Here is an 18328-nt window from a genome sequence, read left to right on the forward strand (position 1 = left end):
GGCTACGGCCGGTCGAGGCGGAGCCGTACCGCCTTCGGCAGGCCCGCGACCACCAGGTCGTACGAGTCCTCGACGAGCTCCCGGACCATGCGCTCCGGGAGCTCACCGACCGTCACGGTGTTCCAGTGGCGCTTGTTCATGTGGTAGCCGGGGACGATCGCCGGGTGCTCCTCGCGGAGCCGGACGGCGTCGTCCGGGTCGCACTTGAGGTTGACCCGCAGCGGCCGGCCGTCGAGCGAGGACAACGCGAACAGCTTCCCCGCGACCTTGAAGACGGAGGTGTCAGGACCGAAGGGGAACTCCTCCGTCGCGTCGTTGAACTCCAGACAGAAGGCCCGCAGCTGCTCAGGCGTCATCGGCCGTCCTCTCCGCGTCGACCCGTACCGGCTCCACGAGCACCGTGACGATCTTGTTCCGGCGGCCTGCCGGGGACTCGGCGGTCAGCCGCAGCGAGCGCCCGTCGGGCAGCTCCACGGCCGCCTTCGCGCCCGCGATCGGCACCCGGCCGAGCGCCTTGGCGAGGAGACCGCCGACGGTCTCCACGTCCTCGTCGTCGTACTCGTCGGGGCCGAAGCCGTAGAGCTCGCCGAGGTCGCCGATGTCGAGGCGGGCGGTGACCCGGTAGCTGTCGTCGCCCAGCTCCTGGACCGGCGGCAGCTCGCGATCGTACTCGTCGGTGATCTCCCCGACGATCTCCTCCAGGATGTCCTCGATGGTGACGATCCCGGCCGTGCCGCCGTACTCGTCGATGACGACGGCCACGTGGTTGCGCTCCTGCTGCATCTCCCGCAGCAGGTCGCCGGCGTTCTTGGTGTCCGGCACGAAGGCGGCCGGCCGCATCGCCGTCGACACCAGGTCTGACTCGGCGTCGCGGTTGATGTGCGTCTTGCGGACCAGGTCCTTCAGATACACGATGCCGACGATGTCGTCCTCGTTCTCGCCCGTCACCGGGATCCGGGAGAAGCCGGAGCGCAGCGCGAGAGTGAGGGCCTGGCGGACCGTCTTGTACCGCTCGATGGCGACGAGGTCGGTGCGCGGCACCATGACCTCCCGTACGAGCGTGTCACCGAGCTCGAAGACGGAGTGCACCATCCGGCGCTCGTCGTCCTCGATCAGCGACTCCTGCTCGGCGAGGTCGACCATCGCCCGCAGCTCGGCCTCGGAGGCGAAGGGGCCCTTGCGGAAGCCCTTGCCGGGGGTGAGCGCGTTGCCGATCAGGATGAGCAGCTGCGGGATCGGGCCCATGATCCGGGCCAGCGGCAGCAGGACGTACGCGGCGGCGGTCGCGGTGTTCAGCGGGTGCTGCCGGCCGATGGTGCGCGGCGAGACGCCGACGGCGACATAGCTGACGAGCACCATCACGGCCATGGCGACGAGGAGCGCCTCCCAGGTCTCGGGGAACTCCTCCAGGCACGCGTACGTGACGAGGACGCCGGCCGCCATCTCGCAGGCGACGCGGACGAGCAGCGCCACGTTGAGGTAGCGGGTGGGGTCGGAGGCGACCTGGGCGAGCTTCTCGGCACCGCGCCGCCCGGACCGTACGGCCTCGGCGGCGCGGAAGCTGGAGACGCGGGCGATACCGGCCTCGGCGCAGGCGGCGAGCCAGGCGACGATCACCAGCGCGACCGCTCCGAGGATGAGCGATGCGTTCATCGGGGGCCCGATCCCCGGGTCAGGAGACGGTGGGCGCCGGGGACGGGCCGGTGAGGCCCTTCTCCGCGCGCCAGCCGTCGACGATGGCCGCCTGGAGCCCGAACATCTCCGCCTTCTCGTCCGGCTCCTCGTGGTCGTAGCCGAGCAGATGCAGCACTCCGTGGACGGTGAGGAGCTGGAGCTCCTCGTCCATGGAGTGCTGCGTCGGCGCGTCCTTGCCCTGCTGGGTGGCGACCTCGGGGCAGAGCACGATGTCGCCGAGGAGCCCCTGCGGGGGCTCCGCGTTGTCGTCGTCCTTCGACGGCGGACGCAGCTCGTCCATCGGGAAGGACATGACGTCCGTCGGGCCCGGGAGGTCCATCCACTGGATGTGGAGCTGCTCCATCGCCTCCGCGTCGATGACGATGATCGAGAGCTCGGAGAGCGGGTGGATGCGCATCCGCGCGAGCGCGTAGCGGGCGACGTCGAGGATCGCCTGCTCGTCGACCTCGGTTCCGGACTCGTTGTTGACGTCGATCGACATGGTGCTTCTCTGCTACTTCCCGTTGCGGCTGTCGTACTGCTCGTACGCGTCGACGATACGGCCGACGAGCTTGTGCCGGACGACATCCTGGGAGGTGAGCATCGAGAAATGGACGTCCGGGACGCCGTCCAGGATGTCCCTGACCTCGCGGAGACCGCTCTTGGTGCCGCCGGGCAGGTCGACCTGGGTGACGTCACCGGTGATGACGATCTTGGATTCGAAGCCGAGACGGGTGAGGAACATCTTCATCTGCTCGGGATTCGTGTTCTGCGCCTCGTCGAGGATGATGAACGCGTCGTTGAGCGTGTTGTGCGTCAGCAGATAGTCCTGCGTGACGTACAGAGAGTCCTCGGCCGCGACCTGGATGCAGACTGCCTCCTCGCGCCCTGCGGGCTCGATGGAATCGATGAATCGCATCGGTCGGCCACCGCCGCCGGCGGCGTCGTAGGCGTTCCGCTTACGGTCGAGACGGAAGGGCTCGATGCCCTCGGGAAGCCGGATGTCGACGACATGGGCGTCGTATCGGTGCTTGCCCCCGGCGGTGCCCCGAGGGCGCCCCTCGGCCGGACGGCGTCGGGTGGAGGCGACACCGCCGAGCGACTGGACCAGTGCGATCACGTCGTCGCGAAGCACGGTCGAGGCGGTCGAGTACTGGATCCGGCAGGTGCGGTCGGCTTGCGTCACCGGACCACCGTCGGAGTCCAGAAGCCCCTGGAGGACCGCCAGGCGGACCTCCGCCGAGTTGAACAGGTAGTCGTCGGGGACGAACGTGGAGTGCGACCGCGTTCCCAGCAGGTCGAGCTGCCGGAGCATCCCCGTGACGGGATTCTCCAGCGTGACGACGTCTCCGGGGGACGCGACCCGGTTCAGGACGTGGTCGGGGCCGCCCTTCGCGCGCACGGCGACTCCCGGCAGCGCCGCCGCGAGAGCATCGACCAGCTCGAGGTCCTCGCTGGAGAACGACGGCGTGGTCGAGCCCGTCAGGCAGCCGTCCCCAAGGAGCAGCCCCAGAGCGTACGGGTCCATGGGGACCTCACGAGCGGGCAGGGCCACGGGCGCGGTCAGCAGCGGCAGCTCGTACCGGCGGGCGTGCGCGGCCCGCAGGTTGCCGATCATCTCCTGGGTCTCCAGGACCCGCCACGGCTTGTCGCGGCGCTTGTCCGAGGCCGTACGGACCGTCCACAGGTGCTCGCCGCAGCACAACGTCCAGGAACCGTCCTGGGCGGAGACCCGGTACATGTCCTTCTCGCCCTGTGGATACACACCCAGGACCGGCGTCGGCTCACCGCTCGAGCCGATGACCAGGTCCCCGACCTGGAGGTCGCCGATGGGACGCCAGCCGTCCGGGGTCAGAACGTTCGTGAAGACGGGTTGGGCTCGGCCCCTCATGTACGCCAGTGGGGCGACCTCGATCGTGCCGGCCGCCATCAGCTTCGGGATCGAGTCGGGGTCGAGCATGTCGTGCAGCGCGTCGTACAGCGGCCGCAGGTAGGGGTCGATCTTCTCGTAGAGCGTGCCGGGCAGGAAGCCCAGCCGCTCGCCCGCCTCGACGGCGGGCCGGGTCAGGATGATCCGGGTGACCTGCTTGGACTGCAGGGCCTGGACCGCCTTGGCCATGGCCAGATACGTCTTGCCGGTGCCCGCGGGGCCGATGCCGAAGACGATCGTGTGCTTGTCGATCGCGTCGACGTACCGCTTCTGGTTGAGGGTCTTGGGGCGGATGGTGCGGCCGCGGCTGGAGAGGATGTTCTGCGTGAGCACCTCGGCCGGGGTCTCCTGGCCTGCCTCCGCGCTGCCGTTCTCGCTCGCCCTGAGCATGGCGATCGAGCGTTCCACTGCGTCCTCCGTCATCGGCTGTCCGGTGCGGAGCACCAGCATCATCTCGTCGAAAAGGCGCTGGATGAGAGCGACTTCGCTCGCCTCTCCGGCAGCGCTGACCTGGTTGCCCCGGACATGGATGTCGGCCTTCGGGAACGCCTTCTCGATCACGCGCAGCAGCGCGTCACCGGAACCGAGAACGGTCACCATCGGATGCTTGGCGGGGACGGTGAAGTGGGCGCGGGCCTCGCCCGGCGCGCCGTTGGGGGCTGTGGGTGTCTGAGTCATGGGCCGGCACTGTGGCCTGCACATACCTCCCGTTGCAGGGTTCTCGCTGCTCGACAACCTCTGGATACCCAGCCTACGACTTGCCACCGACAGGACCGAGGGCTTTTACGAGGGGGCGGCACGGAACCCGATGGTCGGGACGGCGCGGCGCAGCGGCCAGGGGCGGGTGGCGGCCGGCAGGAGCCGCTCCAGGAAGGCGTAGCGGGCCCGCAGGGCCGCCGGGTCCTGGCAGACGTGCTCCTGGACGTGCTCCCACCAGGCGGCGACCTCGCCCCAGCCGGGGGCGGAGAGCGAACCGCCGAACTCCTGGACCGAGAGCGCGGCGATCAGTCCGGCGAAGGCGAGGCGGTCGGCGAGCGGCCAGTCCGCGAGCGTCCCGGTGACGAACCCGGCCACGAAGACGTCCCCGGCGCCGGTCGGGTCGAGGGCGGAGACCGCGATGGCCGGCACCTCGGCGGTCTCCCCGGTGGCGCCGTCGACCGCGTACGCGCCCTCGGCGCCCAGGGTGACCACCGCGTACCGGACCTTGTCGGCGAGCGCCCTTGCGGCGGCCCTGGGGCAGTCGGTGCGGGTGTAGCGCATGGCCTCCTGGGCGTTCGGCAGGAACGCCTCGCAGTGGGCCAGGTCGGTCAGCCCGTTCAGGTCCCAGCGGCCGGTGTCGTCCCAGCCCACGTCGGCGAAGACCTTCGCGCCGGCCCGCGCGGCCTGGGCGACCCACTCCTCGGCCCGGCCTGGCACCAGCGAGGCCACGGCGGCCCGGGCGTGGGGCGGGTAGGCGGGCAGGGCGTCGTCCAGGGGCGGGGCCTCGTGGCCGTGGGAGACCATCGTGCGCTCGCCCTCGTACGCCATGGAGACGGTGACCGGGGAGTGCCAGCCGGGCACGGTCCGGGAGAGCGAGAGGTCGATACCCTCGCCCTGCTCCAGGGCGTCCCAGCAGTACTCCCCGTAGTGGTCGTCGCCGAAGGCGGCGGCGAGCGAGGTGCGCAGGCCGAGGCGGGCGAGGGCGGTGGCCATGTTGGCGACGCCGCCGGGGCTGGACCCCATGCCGCGGGCCCAGGACTCGGTGCCGCGCACGGGGGCGCTGTCGAGGCCGGTGAAGATGATGTCGAGGAAGACCGTGCCGGTGAGGAAGACGTCACAGGCCGGGTCGGTGGGCTCCCGCAGGCGCACCAACGGATCGACGCCCGCGTCGTGTTGCTGGTCTCCTCGTGCTGTGGTCACGGCTTGCTCCCGTCCGTGGTGTTGATCAGGCCAGTGTGCCTGATGGGGCGGGGGCGAAAGGGGTGACGCCGAGCGGAAAAACGGCCACGTCTACCCGGCCCTTCAGCCCCCAAACCCCATAGTGACCCAGATCACAAATGGAATGGGGGCTTTCCTGCCTCTTCGGGCTTCTCCGGGCCCTCGATCGCTTGATACAACATGTCCCGCGATCCCGTGCAACACCGGGCGCTCCTCCCCCCTTTCCTCCGTTCCTGGAACGCCCATGTCGTCGCGCCCGCGCGCCCTGGGGCCCCTCGTGGCCCTGTTCACGGCCGGTTACCTCGCCCCGTACCTCCTCCCCACCGTCGTCGGGAGACTCTCCGCCGGGCTCGGCCTCTCCCCGGCCCAGGCGGGTCTGGTCGGCTCGGTCCTGCTGCTCGCCTCCGCCTCGGCCGGCTTCACGCTGGCGGCCCGGGTGGAACGGATCGGCCCGCGCCGGGCGGCCCGGCTCGGGCTCGGCGCGATGTGCCTGGGTTACGGCTCGGCTGCCCTGACCACGAGCGTTCCGCTGGTGGTCGGCGGCGCGGTCGTGGGCGGCTTCGGCTCCGGTACGGCGCTGGCGGTGGCCGCCGCCGGGATCGCGGCCCAGCGGGACCCGCACCGGGCCTCGACGCTCGGCCTGCTCACGGTCTCCGCGACGGCCGGCGCGCTCTACCTCACGCTCCCGCACCTCGGCGGCGGCCACGAGCTGCCGTTCGCGTCGATCGCCCTGGCGGCCGCGCTGGTCTGGCCCCTGACGGGCGGGCTCGCGCACGGCGGCGGGCGCGGCGGCGGGCGGACGGGCTCGGGCGCGGCGGTCAGGACCGAGGGGACGCCCGCAGGCTCCCCGCTCCCCCACCGGCGCTCGGGCCTCGTGCTCGCCGCCGCGATCCTGTGCTGGTCCCTGGCCCAGAACGCCCTCTGGGGCGTGAGCGGCCGGATCGGACTGACTCAGGCCGGGCTGAGCGAGGTCACCGTCGGCGCGGTCTTCGCGGTGGCGCTGGGCGCCGGGCTCGCGGGCGTCTCGGCGGCCGGGGCGCTCGGCTCACGGCTCGGCCGGGCCGCGCCGATCGGTGCGGGCACCGCGATCATCGCCGTCTGCGTGCTGGTGAGCTCCGGCGCGCAGAGCCTGCCGGCGTTCGCGGTCGGCGAGGTCCTCTGGAACGTCTTCTACCCGGTCGTCCTGTCGTACCTGCTGGGTCTGGCCGCCTCCCTCGACCCGCGCGGGCGGTGGGCGGTGCTCGTGGGCTCGGCGTCCTCGCTGGGCGTGGCGTGTGGCCCGGTCACCGGCAGCCTGCTGTCCGAACAGGCGGGCTACCCCGGCATGGGCCTGATCCTCTGCGCCCTGCTCCTGCTGGTCGCCGCCCCCATGACGGCGGTCGCCCTCCACACCTCCGGCCGCCCCCTGGTCCCCGGCTCCATCCGCCGCCGCGGCGGCGCCCCGGCAGCGATCCTGGCGGGCACGACGGGCGCGCCCCGGGGCCTGGTCCCGCAGATGGGAGCCCCGGAGCAGGAGGTCACGGAGGTCACGGTCCCCACGACCCCCCTCACCGCCCAACGCGCCTACGACCTGGCCCGTCCGAGCAACCAGAACTAGGGGGTGTCTGCCCGCACCGGGCCGGATCCCCGGTGCGGGCCGACCCGCCCCCTACTCCCCCTCGAACGCGTACGCCTCGACCTCCGCCAGGTACCGCGCCCTGCGCTCCTCCTCGTCGTCGAGGAAGGCCGCCTCGAACGAGTTCCGGGCCAGCGTCCGCAGCTGCTCCCGCTCCAGCCCCAACGCCCCCCGCACCGCCCCGAAGACGTCCCCCACGTACCCCCCGAAGTACGCCGGGTCGTCCGAGTTGACCGTCGCGACCAGCCCGGCCGCCAGCATCGCCGGCAGCGGATGGTCCTCCAGGACGTCGATCGCCCTCAGCCGTACGTTCGACAGCGGGCAGAGCGTCAGCGGCACCCGCTCCCGTACCAGGCGGGACACCAGCTCGGGGTCCTCCATGCAGCGCAGCCCGTGGTCGACCCGCTCCACGCCCAGGACGTCCAGCGCCTCGCGGATGTACTCCGGCGGGCCCTCCTCGCCCGCGTGGGCGACCTTGCGCAGGCCGAGCGCCTCGGCCGCCGCGTACACCTCGCGGAACTTCGACGGCGGATGGCCGACCTCCGCCGAGTCCAGGCCGACCCCCGTGATCCGGTGCAGATACGGCTTCGCGGCGTCCAGCGTCGCCATCGCCGACTCGGCCGACTCGTCCCGCAGGAAGCACATGATCAGCCGCGTCGAGACGCCGTGCCGCTCCTCCGCACGGTCCAGCGCGGCGGCCAGCCCCTCCACCACCGTCCCGATCGGCACCCCGCGGGCCGTGTGCGCCTGCGGGTCGAAGAAGATCTCGGCGTGCCGCACGCCCTGCGCCGCCGCCCGCGCCAGATACGCGTCGGCCAGCTCGGTGAAGTCCCGCTCGGTGTGCAGGACGGCCATCAGCTCGTAGTACAGGTCCAGGAAGGACTGCAGGTCGCTGAAGCGGTACGCCTCGCGGAGCTCCTCGGTGTCCGCGTACGGCAGCGTGACGCCGTTGCGCGCGGCGAGCGCGAACGCCAGCTCGGGTTCGAGGGTGCCTTCGATGTGGAGGTGGAGTTCGGCCTTGGGGAGGGGCATGGTGGTTCGTCTATCTCTTGGGGAGGGGGACCCTCATCAGGTCCTGGGCAATGCTCAGCTCGCCGTCGAACCCGGCCGCCCGCGCCTGCCGTTCGAACACGGCGGGATCGTCGTACCGCTGCGAGAAGTGGGTCAGGACCAGATGCCGTACGCCCGCGTCCCGTGCGACGGTGGCGGCCTGGCCGGCCGTCAGATGGCCGTGGTCGGTGGCGAGCCTGACGTCCTCGTCGAGGAAGGTCGATTCGATGACGAGCATGTCGGCTCCTTCGGCGAGCGCGTCCACGCCCTCGCAGAGCCGGGTGTCCATGACGAACGCGAACCGCTGCCCCCGCCGGACCTCGCTGACCGATTCCAGCGTCACGCCGTTCAGGACGCCTTCCCGCTGGATCCGCCCGACGTCCGGTCCCTTGATGCCGTGCGCGGCGAGCCGCTCGGGCAGGATGCGGCGCCCGTCGGGTTCGACGATCCGGTAGCCGTACGACTCGACGGGGTGCGACAGCCTGTACGCGTCCAGGGTGTACGCCTCGGTGACGGCGAGGGGGCCGTCGGCGTCCACCGGGGCCTCCGTCAGCTTCACCGTCTCGCGGTAGGCCGTCGCGTACCGCAGCCGCTCGAAGAAGCGCTGTCCGCTCGCCGGGTAGTGCGCGGTGACCGGGTGCGGGACCTGGTCGAGGTTGATCCGCTGGATCACCCCGGCCAGGCCCAGCGAGTGGTCGCCGTGGAAGTGCGTCACACAGATCCGGTCGAGGTCGTGCGCGGCGACCCCGGCCCGGAGCATCTGGCGCTGGGTGCCCTCGCCGGGGTCGAAGAGGATGCCGTGCCCGTCCCAGCGCAGCAGGTAGCCGTTGTGGTTGCGGTGCCGGGTCGGGACCTGGCTCGCGGTCCCGAGCACGACGAGTTCACGTACCGACACGATCGATCCGGTCTCTGTCCAAAGGGGTTGTCCGGGACTGTCTGTGTTGTCTGGACTGCCGGGTCTACCCGGGCGGCCAGTTGAGGCCACGGCCGCCGAGGACGTGCGCGTGGGCGTGGAAGACGGTCTGGCCCGCACCCGCCCCGGTGTTGAAGACGATCCGGAAGCCGGTGCCGTCGATCTTCTCCTGCGCGGCGATCTCGCCGGCCTCGCGCAGCATGTCCGCGGCGACTGTCGGCGCGGCGGCGGCCAGGCTGGCGGCGTCCGGGTAGTGGAGACGCGGGATGACGAGCACGTGCGTGGGTGCCTGCGGGTTGATGTCCCGGAAGGCGAGGGTCGTCTCCGACTCGCGCACGATGGTCGCCGGAACCTCCCCGTCCGCGATCTTGCAGAACAGGCAGTCGCTCTGCGGCTCTCCGGCCATGGCCCGGGCCCTCCTCGCCCTCGATGATCAGTACCCCGGCATCGTATCGGCCGCGTGACCGCCCGTGGCGGACGGCTTCACCGTCCGCGTTCGGGCGTCGGCGCGCGGCGCTGCAGGGCCGACCGGCTGGCCCAGTAGGTGACGATCACCGCCAGGAAGAGCGGATGGCCGAGCGCCGGGACGGCCGACGTGCCCAGCGGTGCCAGCGCCAACGACACCACCGAGTGGAGACCGAGCAGTCCGACCGCGAGCGCCATCGCCATCACGGGACGGCAGTTGCGTGCCACCAGGAGCAGCGGGCGGCGCAGCCTCGGCGGGACGCGCCGGGCGGTCCAGACCGCCCAGCCGCCCCAGCCGGCGACGAGGACGGCCGCCGCGACGGCGTACGCGACCGGGTCCGCACCGCCGGACCCGGCTCGGGCCGCGCGGTCGTACAGCGCCGCCGCACCGGTCAGCGCGGCCAGGTGACCGAGCCACGCCACCCACCGAGCGCCCGCCGCGGCGCCCCAGGCCATGGTCTCCAGGTTGTAGCGGGCCTGCCGGTCGTCGATGTCGAGCGCCGCCGACTCGACGAACCCCTCCGCCGCCTTCGTCCACGCCCCGCGCCGCAACCAGCGGCGGCGCAGGTGCAGCAGCGAGAGGTTGTTGTGCGCCTCGCTGCTCTCCGGGTTCAGGCGCAGCGCCGTCTCGTACGCCTGCTGGGCGACCTGGTGGTTACCGGTGCGCTGGGCGGTGAGGCCGACGAGGAAGTGCGCGTCGCTCTCCTCCGGCGCCAGCGCCACGGCGGTGCGCGCCGCTTCGTACGCCTCGCGACGGCGTTCCGTGCGGACGGAACGGTCGAGGACGGTGCCGAGGGCGTAGTGGCTGCCCCAGTACTGGGGGGCGAGTTCGACGGCGTGCCGGGCGGCCTGCTCGGCCTCCTCGTACCGCTTGAGGGCCAACAGCACGTGTGTGCGCATCAACCAGCCCGGCAGGGCGTCCGGTTCGGCGCGCAGGGCCCGCTCGACGGTGTCGAGGGCCTCCTTCTCCCGGCCCAGGCGGTGCTGGCAGCGGGCCAGGAGGACGAGCGCGGCGGGGTCCTCCGGGTCGGTCGCCAGGTGCTGGGCGACGAGGCCGGCGGCCTGTTCGTACCGTCCGACGTCGAAGAGGGCGTCCGCCCGGTCCACGGTGGGGTTCATCTCACCTTGTCCCGGTCGTGGGTGATGCTGAGCAGGTTCGGTACGAGCCCGAGCCAGAACAGGACCTGGGGGATCGTCCGGTCGGTCCACGGCACGAGGACGATCAGCACGGCGCAGAGGGTGGCGAGGGCGGCCTGGCCGAGGACCACCCGGGGCCAGAACAACCGCCGTACGAGGTCACGTACGGCCATCCGCGCACCGGCCCGCATCCTCAGATGACGGCGCCAGGCGCCGAAGCCCCACACCGCCGCCATCAGCGCGAGCGCCCAGAGCCGGGTGCCGAGGTGGACCGGGAGGTCCTTCGGCTCCTCGCCGCCGACCGGAAGGACGTCGAGGGTGACCGCTGCCATGACCAGGCAGAGCAGCGCGAGCCAGCGGGTGCCGCGCAGCATGCGGTAGACGGCCCGGTCGAGGTCGCCGCGGAGGGACGCGGAGTCGGGGACGGCGGCGAGTGCGCCCGCGTAGAGGTCGGCGGCCCGCTCGGCTGTCGTGCCGGGCTTGTTGGCCTCGTGCCAGGTGACGTCGCCGACGGCGAGGCTGTCGGTCGGGTCGATGCGCAGGAGTTGCCGGACGGACTCCTGGACCAGGTCGTTCCGGCCGTTGAACGCGGCGACCTTGTACATGGTGTGCCAGGTGGCGACCTCGTCCGGACCGCGCCGCACCGCCTCATGGGCCTCCTGGAGCGCCTCCTCCTTCGTCCCGATGAAGATCAGCATCTCGGCACGCTGGACGCGCGGGCCCCAGCGGTACGGCGCGAGGCGGATCGCCTCGCGCTGCGCCAGATCGGCCTCGGGCAGGCGGCGCAGGGAGCGCAGGGCGCATCCGCGCATGAAGTGCCCGTCTGCGAGCTCGGGTTCGAGCTTCAGCGCCTCCTCGGCGGCCGCGAGCGACTCCTCGAACCGGTCGAGTGTGCGCAGGCAGCGGGCGCGGGTGGTCCACGCCTCGTGGTCGTCGGGCGCCTCGGCCAGGCGCCGGTCGACCAGGGCCAGGCCCTCCTCGTACCGCTCCATGCCGTAGAGCGCTTCGGCCCGCTCGACGTGCGGATGCGTGGTCGTCCCGCTCACAGCTTGCGCTTCTTCTTCAGGTAGGCGACCAGGTCGTCGTACATCCCGCCGTCGTTGGCGAACATGGCCACGTTCCGGGCGGAGGCGAACCAGGAGTCGCTGGACGGCCTGATCTGCTTCGCCGCCGCCAGCAGGTCCTTCATGCCGATCATGCGTACGGTGCCGGTTCGGGCGGAGTCGAGGAGCGCGAACTCGGCGGCACTGTCGCAGACATGGGCGAGGTCCGCGCCCGAGAAGTCCTCGGTGGCCTTGACGAGCTTGCCGAGGTCGACCGACTCGATGGGCCGCTCGCGCAGGTGGTAGCGGAGGATCGCCTCGCGCGCCGGGGCGTCGGGCGGCAGCACGAGGAGCGTGCGGTCGAGGCGGCCGGGCCGGCGCAGGGCGAGGTCCACGTCCCAGGGGACGTTGGTCGCGGCGAGCACGAAGACGCCCTCGTTCTCGGCCCCGTCGATGCCGTCGAGCTCGGTGAGGAGCTGGTTGACGACGTTGCGCAGCCCGCTGTGGTGGGTGCGCGAACGCTTGGCGCCGAGCGCGTCCAGCTCGTCGAGGAAGACGACGCAGGGGGCCAGGGCGCGGGCCGTCTCGAAGATGTCGTGGACGTTCTTCTCGGACGTGCCGATGTACATGTCGAGGATGTCGGAGAGCGAGACCGACAGGAAGTTCGCGCCGAGTTCACCGGCGACGGCGCGGGCGATGAACGTCTTGCCGCAGCCGGGCGGCCCGTAGAGGAGCAGGCCGCCGCGGAGCGACTTGCCGTACAGCTTGCGGAGTTCGGGGTTGCGCATGGGCGCGAGGAAGGCGGCCTCCAGACGGTCCTTGACCTCCCGCATGCCGCCGACGTCGGCGAGGCGTACGGCGCCGGGCAGGTCGACGTCCCAGGCGGAGGCGTCGCCGGGGTCGCCACTGCCGTCGGCGGTGAGCGGCTCCTCGACCTCACCGGCCACGAAGCGGGGCCCGACGACGTCACCGACCTCCTGCTCGGCGGCGGCCCAGTCGAAGACGGGCGGCTCGGTGGGGGTCTCGGTGGAGGTCTCGGTGGGGGTCTCGGCGCGGCCCTCGTCGGGGGCGGCGTGAGCTTCGGTGGGGGCGGCGGCCGCGGTGGGCTCCGCGGGCGCTTCCCCGGGAACGGGGGGCGCGGCGGGCGCTGTCCCGAGAACGGCGGGCTCGGCGGGCGCTGTCCCGGAAACGGCGGGCGCGGCGGGCACACCCATCGCGCGGGCCATCAGGGCGCGGGCGGCGGGGTCGCCCGGGGCGCGCTGGAGCGCGACGGCCGCCTCCGTGACGGCCTCGTCGCCCCGCCCCTCGGCGAGGAGCAGTTCGGCGAAGTGGAGCCGCAGGGGCACGTCTTCCGGTGCGGCGGCGACGGCGGCGCGCAGACTACGGATCAGGGGAGGCTCGTCGGACATGCCGCCCAGCCTAGGGATCCGCCAGGCGCCCCCGCCCACCGGGTTGGGGCAAGCCGAGCAGCCCGCGCACACCGGCGCCGGGCGGCGCGGTGACTAGCTCCAGCGCCCCGTACGGCCGAGGAGCAGGGCCGTCGCCGCGGTCCCCGCGGTCGAGGTGCGCAGCACGCTGCGGCCCAGCCGGTACGGTTTCGCGCCCGCCTCCTCGAAGGCGGCCAACTCCTCGGGAGAGACGCCTCCTTCGGGCCCGACGACGAGCACGATCTCGCCCTCGGCGGGGAGTTCGGCGTCGGCGAGCGCGCCGCTCGGGTGGTCCCGGTCCTCGTGCAGGACGGCCGCGAAGTCGGCGCGTGCGAGGAGTGCGGCGACCTGCTTGGTGGTCATCGCGTCGGCGACCTCGGGGAACCGGGTGCGGCGCGACTGCTTGCCGGCCTCGCGCGCGGTGGCCCGCCACTTGGCGAGGGCCTTGAGCCCGCGATCGCCCTTCCACTGGGTGATGCAACGGGACGCGGCCCACGGCACGATCGCGTCGACACCGGTCTCCGTCATGATCTCGACGGCCAGTTCGCCCCGGTCGCCCTTGGGCAGCGCCTGGACGACGGTGATACGGGGCGCGGGCTCGGCCTCCTCGTACGTGCAGGAGACCTGGACGGTCAGCTGGTCCTTGCCCTCGGTGCCGAGCACCACGCAGTCGGCCCAGGCGCCCCGGCCGTCCGTGAGGACGAGCTCCTCCCCCGCGCGCAGCCGCTTCACGGCGACGGCGTGGCGGCCCTCGGGGCCGTCGAGGAGGAAGGTGCCGGTGCCGGGGACGGCCTCGACGACGAAGACGGGTGCGGTCATGAGGCGGTGCTCCTGTGGGCCTGCGCGGTCAGTGCGGTGTCGAGTTCGGCGGCCAGCACCTCGACGAGCTGGCCGGCCGGGAGGTCGCGGGCCAGCCGGTGCCCCTGGCCGGCCCACAGGGCCATGCCCTGCGCGTCGCCCGCGGTCGCGGCGGCCTTGCGGATCGGGGCGGTGAGGTGATGGACCTCGGGATAGGCGGCGGGGGCGTACGGTCCGTGCTCGCGCATGAAGCGGTTGACGAGCCCGCGCGCGGGGCGGCCGGAGAAGGCGCGGGTGAGTTCGGTGCGGACGAAGAGCGGGTTGGTGAGGGCCTGCTTGTGCAGCGGGTTCGCGCCCGATTCGGGGCACACCAGGAAGGCGGTGCCGAGCTGGGCGGCGTCGGCCCCGGCGGCGAGGGCGGCGGCGATCTGCGCGCCGCGCATGATGCCGCCGGCGGCCACGATCGGCAGCTGCACGGTCTCCCTGACCTGGGTGACGAGGGTGAGGAGCCCGGTCCCGGCGAGGGCGGCGTCCGGGTCGTCCCGGTGTGTGCCCTGGTGCCCGCCGGCCTCGACGCCCTGCACGCAGAGGGCGTCCGCGCCGGCCCTCTGGGCGGCCTGGGCCTCTTCGGCGGAGGTGACGGTGACGACGGTGAACGTACCGGCGCGGGCGAAGGCGTCGAAGGTGTCCCGGTCCGGACAGCCGAAGGTGAACGAGACCACGGGGACCGGGTCCTCGAGGAGGATCGCGAGCTTGGCGTCGTACGCGTCGTCGCGCCCGTTGTCGGGGTCGCCGAGGGCCGTCTCGTACCAGGTGGCCTCCCCGGCGAGCTGGTGGCGGTACACCTCCACGGCGGCGGGGTCGGCGGGCTGGCCGCCGGGCGGCATGAAGAGGTTCACGCCGAAGGGCTGGCCGGTCAGCCCGCGCACCTGCTTGATCTCCTGGTACAGCCCGCCGGCCGTCTTGTACCCCCCGGCCAGGAACCCGAGCCCGCCGGCCTCGCACACGGCCCCGACGAGCTGCGGGCTGGAGGCGCCACCCGCCATGGGGGCCTGCACGATCGGGTAGCGGGAGAGATCGGTCAGCGCGGGGGACATGCAGGCATGGTGCCACACGGAAGGGCGGCATCCGCGCTGCGGATACCGCCCTCACCAGCCCCTCGCGGGTGCGCTCCCGCTGGCGGGCCTACCGCCCGTTGAACGCGTCCTTCAAACGCGAGAACAACCCCTGCTGCCCCGACTGACCGTGCCGACCCGGGGGACAACCCCCGGACCCCCGGCAGCGGCGCCTACCGCCCGTTGAACGCGTCCTTCAAACGCGAGAACAACCCCTGCTGCCCCGGCTGGAACTGGCCCGTCGGGCGCTCCTCGCCGCGCAGCTTCGCCAGTTCGCGCAGCAGTCGCTCCTGCTCCACGTCGAGCTTCGACGGCGTCGTCACCTCGACGTGGACGATCAGGTCACCGCGTCCGCCGCCGCGCAGGTGCGTGATGCCGCGCCCGTGCAGCGGGATCGACTGGCCGGACTGGGTGCCCGGGCGGATGTCGACCTCCTCGAGCCCGTCGAGCGTCTGCAACGGCACCTTCGTGCCGAGCGCGCCCGCCGTCATCGGGATGGTGACCGTGCAGTGCAGGTCGTCGCCGCGCCGCTGGAAGGTCTCGTGCGGGACCTCGTGGATCTCCACGTACAGGTCGCCCGCCGGGCCGCCGCCCGGGCCGACCTCGCCCTCGCCGGCGAGCTGGATGCGCGTGCCGTTGTCGACACCGGCGGGGATCTTCACGGTCAGCGTGCGCCGCGAACGGACCCGGCCGTCGCCCGCGCACTCCGGGCACGGGGTCGGGACGACGGTGCCGAAGCCCTGGCACTGGGGGCAGGGGCGGGAGGTCATGACCTGGCCCAGGAAGGACCGGGTGACCTGCGAGACCTCACCACGACCGCGACACATGTCACAGGTCTGCGCGGAGGTGCCGGGCGCGGCACCCTCACCGGAACACGTCGTACAGACGACGGCCGTGTCGACCTGGATGTCCTTGGTCGTGCCGAAGGCGGCCTCGTTGAGGTCGATCTCCAGCCGGATCATCGCGTCCTGGCCGCGCCGGGTGCGCGAGCGCGGCCCGCGCTGCGACGCCGTACCGAAGAACGCGTCCATGATGTCCGAGAAGTTCCCGAAGCCACCCTGGCCGAAGCCGCCGGCCCCGGCGCCACCGCCCGATGCGGACAGCGGGTCACCACCGAGGTCGTAGACCTGCTTCTTCTGCGGGTCCGACAACACCTCGTACGCGGCGTTGATCTCCTTGAACCGCTCCTGCGTCTTCGGATCGGGATTCACATCCGGGTGCAGCTCGCGTGCGAGCCGCCGGAATGCCTTCTTGATCTCGTCCTGGGACGCGTCGCGGCGCACGCCGAGTACGGCGTAGTAGTCCGTGGCCACTTACGACTCCGCCAGGATCTGTCCGACGTAACGTGCCACTGCGCGTACCGCTCCCATCGTTCCGGGGTAGTCCATGCGGGTCGGTCCGACCACGCCGAGTTTGGCGACTGCCTCGTCGCCCGAACCGTAGCCGACCGCGACGACGGACGTGGACGTGAGTCCCTCATGGGCGTTCTCGTGCCCGATCCGTACGGTCATGCCCGAGTCCTTCGCCTCGCCGAGCAGCTTGAGGAGCACGACCTGCTCCTCCAGAGCTTCGAGCACAGGCCTGATCGTGAGGGGGAAGTCATGGCCGAAGCGGGTGAGATTGGCGGTACCGCCGATCATCAGCCGCTCCTCGTGCTCTTCCACCAGCGTTTCGAGCAGGGTCGCGAGCACCGTCGAGACCGTGCCGCGGTCCTCCGTCTCCTCGAAGGACTCCGGAAGATCCTGCACCAGCTGCGGCACGTCCGCGAAACGGCGACCGACGACCCGGCTGTTGAGCCGGGCCCGCAGATCGGCGAGCGAGGTCTCGCCGAACGGCGCCGGGCAGTCGATGACGCGCTGCTCGACCCGGCCGGTGTCCGTGATGAGCACGAGCATCAGCCGGGCGGGCGCCAGCGAGAGCAGTTCCACGTGCCGGACCGTCGAGCGGGTCAGCGACGGGTACTGCACGACGGCGACCTGCCGGGTCAGCTGCGCGAGCAGCCGGACCGTGCGCCCGACGACGTCGTCGAGGTCGACGGCTCCGTCGAGGAAGTTGTGGATCGCGCGCCGCTCGGGCGTCGACAGCGGCTTGACGCCGGCGAGCCGGTCGACGAAGAGCCGGTAGCCCTTGTCGGTCGGGATGCGTCCGGCGCTGGTGTGGGGCTGGGCGATGTAGCCCTCGTCCTCCAGGACGGCCATGTCGTTGCGCACGGTGGCGGGCGAGACGCCGAGCTTGTGGCGCTCCGTGAGCGCCTTGGAGCCGACGGGCTCCTCCGTCCCGACATAGTCCTGGACGATGGCGCGCAGCACCTCGAGTCTGCGTTCGCTGAGCATCGCGCACACCTCCAGCTGTCGTATCGGTTTGCTCCGCATTTGGCACTCGCCCTGCCCGAGTGCCAGGAAACCCCCGGCCAGTGTACGGCGGCGGGCATCGCTCCTGGCAAGGAGGCCGCCTCGGGGTGGCGCCCGTCACGGGCATCGGGGGCTTCGCGGACGTCGCTGCGGATAGCGTCCACGTATGGACGTCGATTGGAAAGAGCTCGGCTGGGAGCGGCTCGCGGACGGGGTGGGCAGGCGCCGCCTGCCCGGCTGGGACGCCACGGTGGGTCTGGTCGTCGGGGAGGAGGCGGTGCTGCTGTACGACACGGGCTCCACGCTCCGGGAGGGGACGGAGCTGCGGGGTCAGGTGGAGGCGCTGACGGGCGGGCGAAGAGTGACGCACATCGCACTGAGCCACCCGCACTTCGATCATGTACTGGGCACGGCGGCGTTCGCGGGGGCGGAGGTGTACGGCGCGGTGGGTCTGCCGGAACTGCTGAGGCGGGACGGGGACGCGCTGCGGGCGGACGCGGTACGGCAGGGGGTGGACGCCACGGAGGCGGCCGAGGCGGCGGACATGCTGGTGGCGCCGCACCACGTCGTCTCCGGCGAGTGGACGCTGGACCTGGGGGGCCGGCAGGTGCTGCTCGCCAACGTGGGTCCCGGTCACACCGCGCACGACCTGGCGCTGCTGGTGCCGGGCGGGCGGGAGATCGTCTTCTGCGGGGACCTCGTCGAGGAGTCGGGGGAGCCGCAGGCGGGCCCGGACGCGATCCCGTCGCGCTGGCCGGACGCGCTGGACCGGCTGCTGGCCCTGGGCGGGGAGGACGCGCTGTACGTACCGGGCCACGGGGCGGTGGTGGACGCGGCGTTCGTACGGCACCAACGCGAGGAGCTGGCACGCCGCTTCGCGGTCGCATAACGTC

Annotated in this window: 17 protein-coding genes; 2 read left to right on the forward strand and 15 right to left on the reverse strand. The window is 72.3% G+C overall.

Annotated features, from left to right (window positions below; translation table 11 throughout):
- Positions 1-2 precede the first annotated feature (2 nt).
- The 5 genes from ACIPPS_RS22485 to ACIPPS_RS22505 form a co-directional block, all read right to left on the reverse strand.
- Positions 3-356 (reverse strand): MmcQ/YjbR family DNA-binding protein, encoded by a 354-nt coding sequence (locus ACIPPS_RS22485; RefSeq protein ID WP_401434875.1) that lies wholly within the window; start codon positions 354-356, stop codon positions 3-5.
- Positions 346-1653, reverse strand: coding sequence for a hemolysin family protein (locus tag ACIPPS_RS22490; protein ID WP_401434878.1), 1308 nt, complete (start codon positions 1651-1653; stop codon positions 346-348). The genes ACIPPS_RS22485 and ACIPPS_RS22490 overlap by 11 nt, the downstream gene beginning before the upstream one ends.
- 19 nt (positions 1654-1672) lie before the next feature.
- Positions 1673-2176 (reverse strand): rRNA maturation RNase YbeY, encoded by a 504-nt coding sequence (gene ybeY / locus ACIPPS_RS22495; RefSeq protein WP_401434881.1) that lies wholly within the window; start codon positions 2174-2176, stop codon positions 1673-1675.
- 12 nt (positions 2177-2188) lie between these two features.
- The gene (locus tag ACIPPS_RS22500) at positions 2189-4282 is read right to left on the reverse strand and encodes a PhoH family protein (protein ID WP_401434884.1); all 2094 of its coding nucleotides are present in this window, start codon (positions 4280-4282) and stop codon (positions 2189-2191) included.
- Positions 4283-4387: 105 nt separating this feature from the next.
- Positions 4388-5503, reverse strand: coding sequence for a PfkB family carbohydrate kinase (locus ACIPPS_RS22505; protein WP_401434887.1), 1116 nt, complete (start codon positions 5501-5503; stop codon positions 4388-4390).
- Positions 5504-5765: 262 nt separating this feature from the next.
- Between ACIPPS_RS22505 and ACIPPS_RS22510 the strand changes: the two genes are divergently transcribed.
- Complete coding sequence (locus ACIPPS_RS22510) at positions 5766-7118, forward strand: MFS transporter (protein ID WP_401434890.1); 1353 nt, start codon at positions 5766-5768, stop codon at positions 7116-7118.
- Between the two features lie 51 nt (positions 7119-7169).
- Here the strand turns inward: ACIPPS_RS22510 and ACIPPS_RS22515 are convergent, their stop codons facing one another.
- The 10 genes from ACIPPS_RS22515 to hrcA form a co-directional block, all read right to left on the reverse strand.
- Entirely contained in the window at positions 7170-8168 is a 999-nt protein-coding gene (locus ACIPPS_RS22515) for an adenosine deaminase (RefSeq protein WP_401434893.1), read from the reverse strand.
- A 10-nt stretch (positions 8169-8178) separates the two neighbouring features.
- Entirely contained in the window at positions 8179-9081 is a 903-nt protein-coding gene (locus tag ACIPPS_RS22520; protein WP_401434896.1) for a ribonuclease Z, read from the reverse strand.
- Between the two features lie 64 nt (positions 9082-9145).
- The gene (locus ACIPPS_RS22525) at positions 9146-9505 is read right to left on the reverse strand and encodes a histidine triad nucleotide-binding protein (RefSeq protein WP_401434899.1); all 360 of its coding nucleotides are present in this window, start codon (positions 9503-9505) and stop codon (positions 9146-9148) included.
- A 77-nt stretch (positions 9506-9582) separates the two neighbouring features.
- The gene (locus ACIPPS_RS22530; protein WP_401434902.1) at positions 9583-10773 is read right to left on the reverse strand and encodes a tetratricopeptide repeat protein; all 1191 of its coding nucleotides are present in this window, start codon (positions 10771-10773) and stop codon (positions 9583-9585) included.
- Entirely contained in the window at positions 10680-11747 is a 1068-nt protein-coding gene (locus tag ACIPPS_RS22535) for a tetratricopeptide repeat protein (RefSeq protein ID WP_401434905.1), read from the reverse strand. The genes ACIPPS_RS22530 and ACIPPS_RS22535 overlap by 94 nt, the downstream gene beginning before the upstream one ends.
- On the reverse strand, positions 11744-13153 hold the full coding sequence (locus ACIPPS_RS22540; RefSeq protein ID WP_401434908.1) for an AAA family ATPase: 1410 nt from the start codon (positions 13151-13153) through the stop codon (positions 11744-11746). The genes ACIPPS_RS22535 and ACIPPS_RS22540 overlap by 4 nt, the downstream gene beginning before the upstream one ends.
- A 93-nt stretch (positions 13154-13246) precedes the next feature.
- Positions 13247-13990, reverse strand: coding sequence for a 16S rRNA (uracil(1498)-N(3))-methyltransferase (locus ACIPPS_RS22545; protein ID WP_401434911.1), 744 nt, complete (start codon positions 13988-13990; stop codon positions 13247-13249).
- Positions 13987-15066, reverse strand: coding sequence for a nitronate monooxygenase (locus ACIPPS_RS22550; protein WP_401434914.1), 1080 nt, complete (start codon positions 15064-15066; stop codon positions 13987-13989). The genes ACIPPS_RS22545 and ACIPPS_RS22550 overlap by 4 nt, the downstream gene beginning before the upstream one ends.
- A 191-nt stretch (positions 15067-15257) precedes the next feature.
- Entirely contained in the window at positions 15258-16397 is a 1140-nt protein-coding gene (gene dnaJ, locus ACIPPS_RS22555) for a molecular chaperone DnaJ (RefSeq protein WP_401434916.1), read from the reverse strand.
- Positions 16398-17417, reverse strand: a complete 1020-nt coding sequence (gene hrcA, locus ACIPPS_RS22560; protein ID WP_361434985.1) for a heat-inducible transcriptional repressor HrcA — start codon at positions 17415-17417, stop codon at positions 16398-16400.
- A gap of 184 nt (positions 17418-17601) precedes the next feature.
- Between hrcA and ACIPPS_RS22565 the strand changes: the two genes are divergently transcribed.
- Entirely contained in the window at positions 17602-18324 is a 723-nt protein-coding gene (locus tag ACIPPS_RS22565; protein WP_401434918.1) for an MBL fold metallo-hydrolase, read from the forward strand.
- Positions 18325-18328 lie beyond the last annotated feature (4 nt).

This window comes from Streptomyces sp. NPDC090127 (assembly GCF_044746945.1).
GTDB lineage: Bacteria > Actinomycetota > Actinomycetes > Streptomycetales > Streptomycetaceae > Streptomyces.

Excerpts from the sequence above, each read along its gene's own strand:
- ACIPPS_RS22485 (WP_401434875.1), bottom strand. The coding sequence starts at position 356 with ATGACGCCTGAGCAGCTGCGGGCCTTCTGTCTGGAGTTCAACGACGCG.
- ACIPPS_RS22490 (WP_401434878.1), bottom strand. The coding sequence starts at position 1,653 with ATGAACGCATCGCTCATCCTCGGAGCGGTCGCGCTGGTGATCGTCGCC.
- ybeY (WP_401434881.1), bottom strand. The coding sequence starts at position 2,176 with ATGTCGATCGACGTCAACAACGAGTCCGGAACCGAGGTCGACGAGCAG.
- ACIPPS_RS22500 (WP_401434884.1), bottom strand. The coding sequence starts at position 4,282 with ATGACTCAGACACCCACAGCCCCCAACGGCGCGCCGGGCGAGGCCCGC.
- ACIPPS_RS22510 (WP_401434890.1), top strand. The coding sequence starts at position 5,766 with ATGTCGTCGCGCCCGCGCGCCCTGGGGCCCCTCGTGGCCCTGTTCACG.
- ACIPPS_RS22515 (WP_401434893.1), bottom strand. The coding sequence starts at position 8,168 with ATGCCCCTCCCCAAGGCCGAACTCCACCTCCACATCGAAGGCACCCTC.
- ACIPPS_RS22525 (WP_401434899.1), bottom strand. The coding sequence starts at position 9,505 with ATGGCCGGAGAGCCGCAGAGCGACTGCCTGTTCTGCAAGATCGCGGAC.
- ACIPPS_RS22540 (WP_401434908.1), bottom strand. The coding sequence starts at position 13,153 with ATGTCCGACGAGCCTCCCCTGATCCGTAGTCTGCGCGCCGCCGTCGCC.
- ACIPPS_RS22545 (WP_401434911.1), bottom strand. The coding sequence starts at position 13,990 with ATGACCGCACCCGTCTTCGTCGTCGAGGCCGTCCCCGGCACCGGCACC.
- ACIPPS_RS22550 (WP_401434914.1), bottom strand. The coding sequence starts at position 15,066 with ATGTCCCCCGCGCTGACCGATCTCTCCCGCTACCCGATCGTGCAGGCC.
- hrcA (WP_361434985.1), bottom strand. The coding sequence starts at position 17,417 with ATGCTCAGCGAACGCAGACTCGAGGTGCTGCGCGCCATCGTCCAGGAC.
- ACIPPS_RS22565 (WP_401434918.1), top strand. The coding sequence starts at position 17,602 with ATGGACGTCGATTGGAAAGAGCTCGGCTGGGAGCGGCTCGCGGACGGG.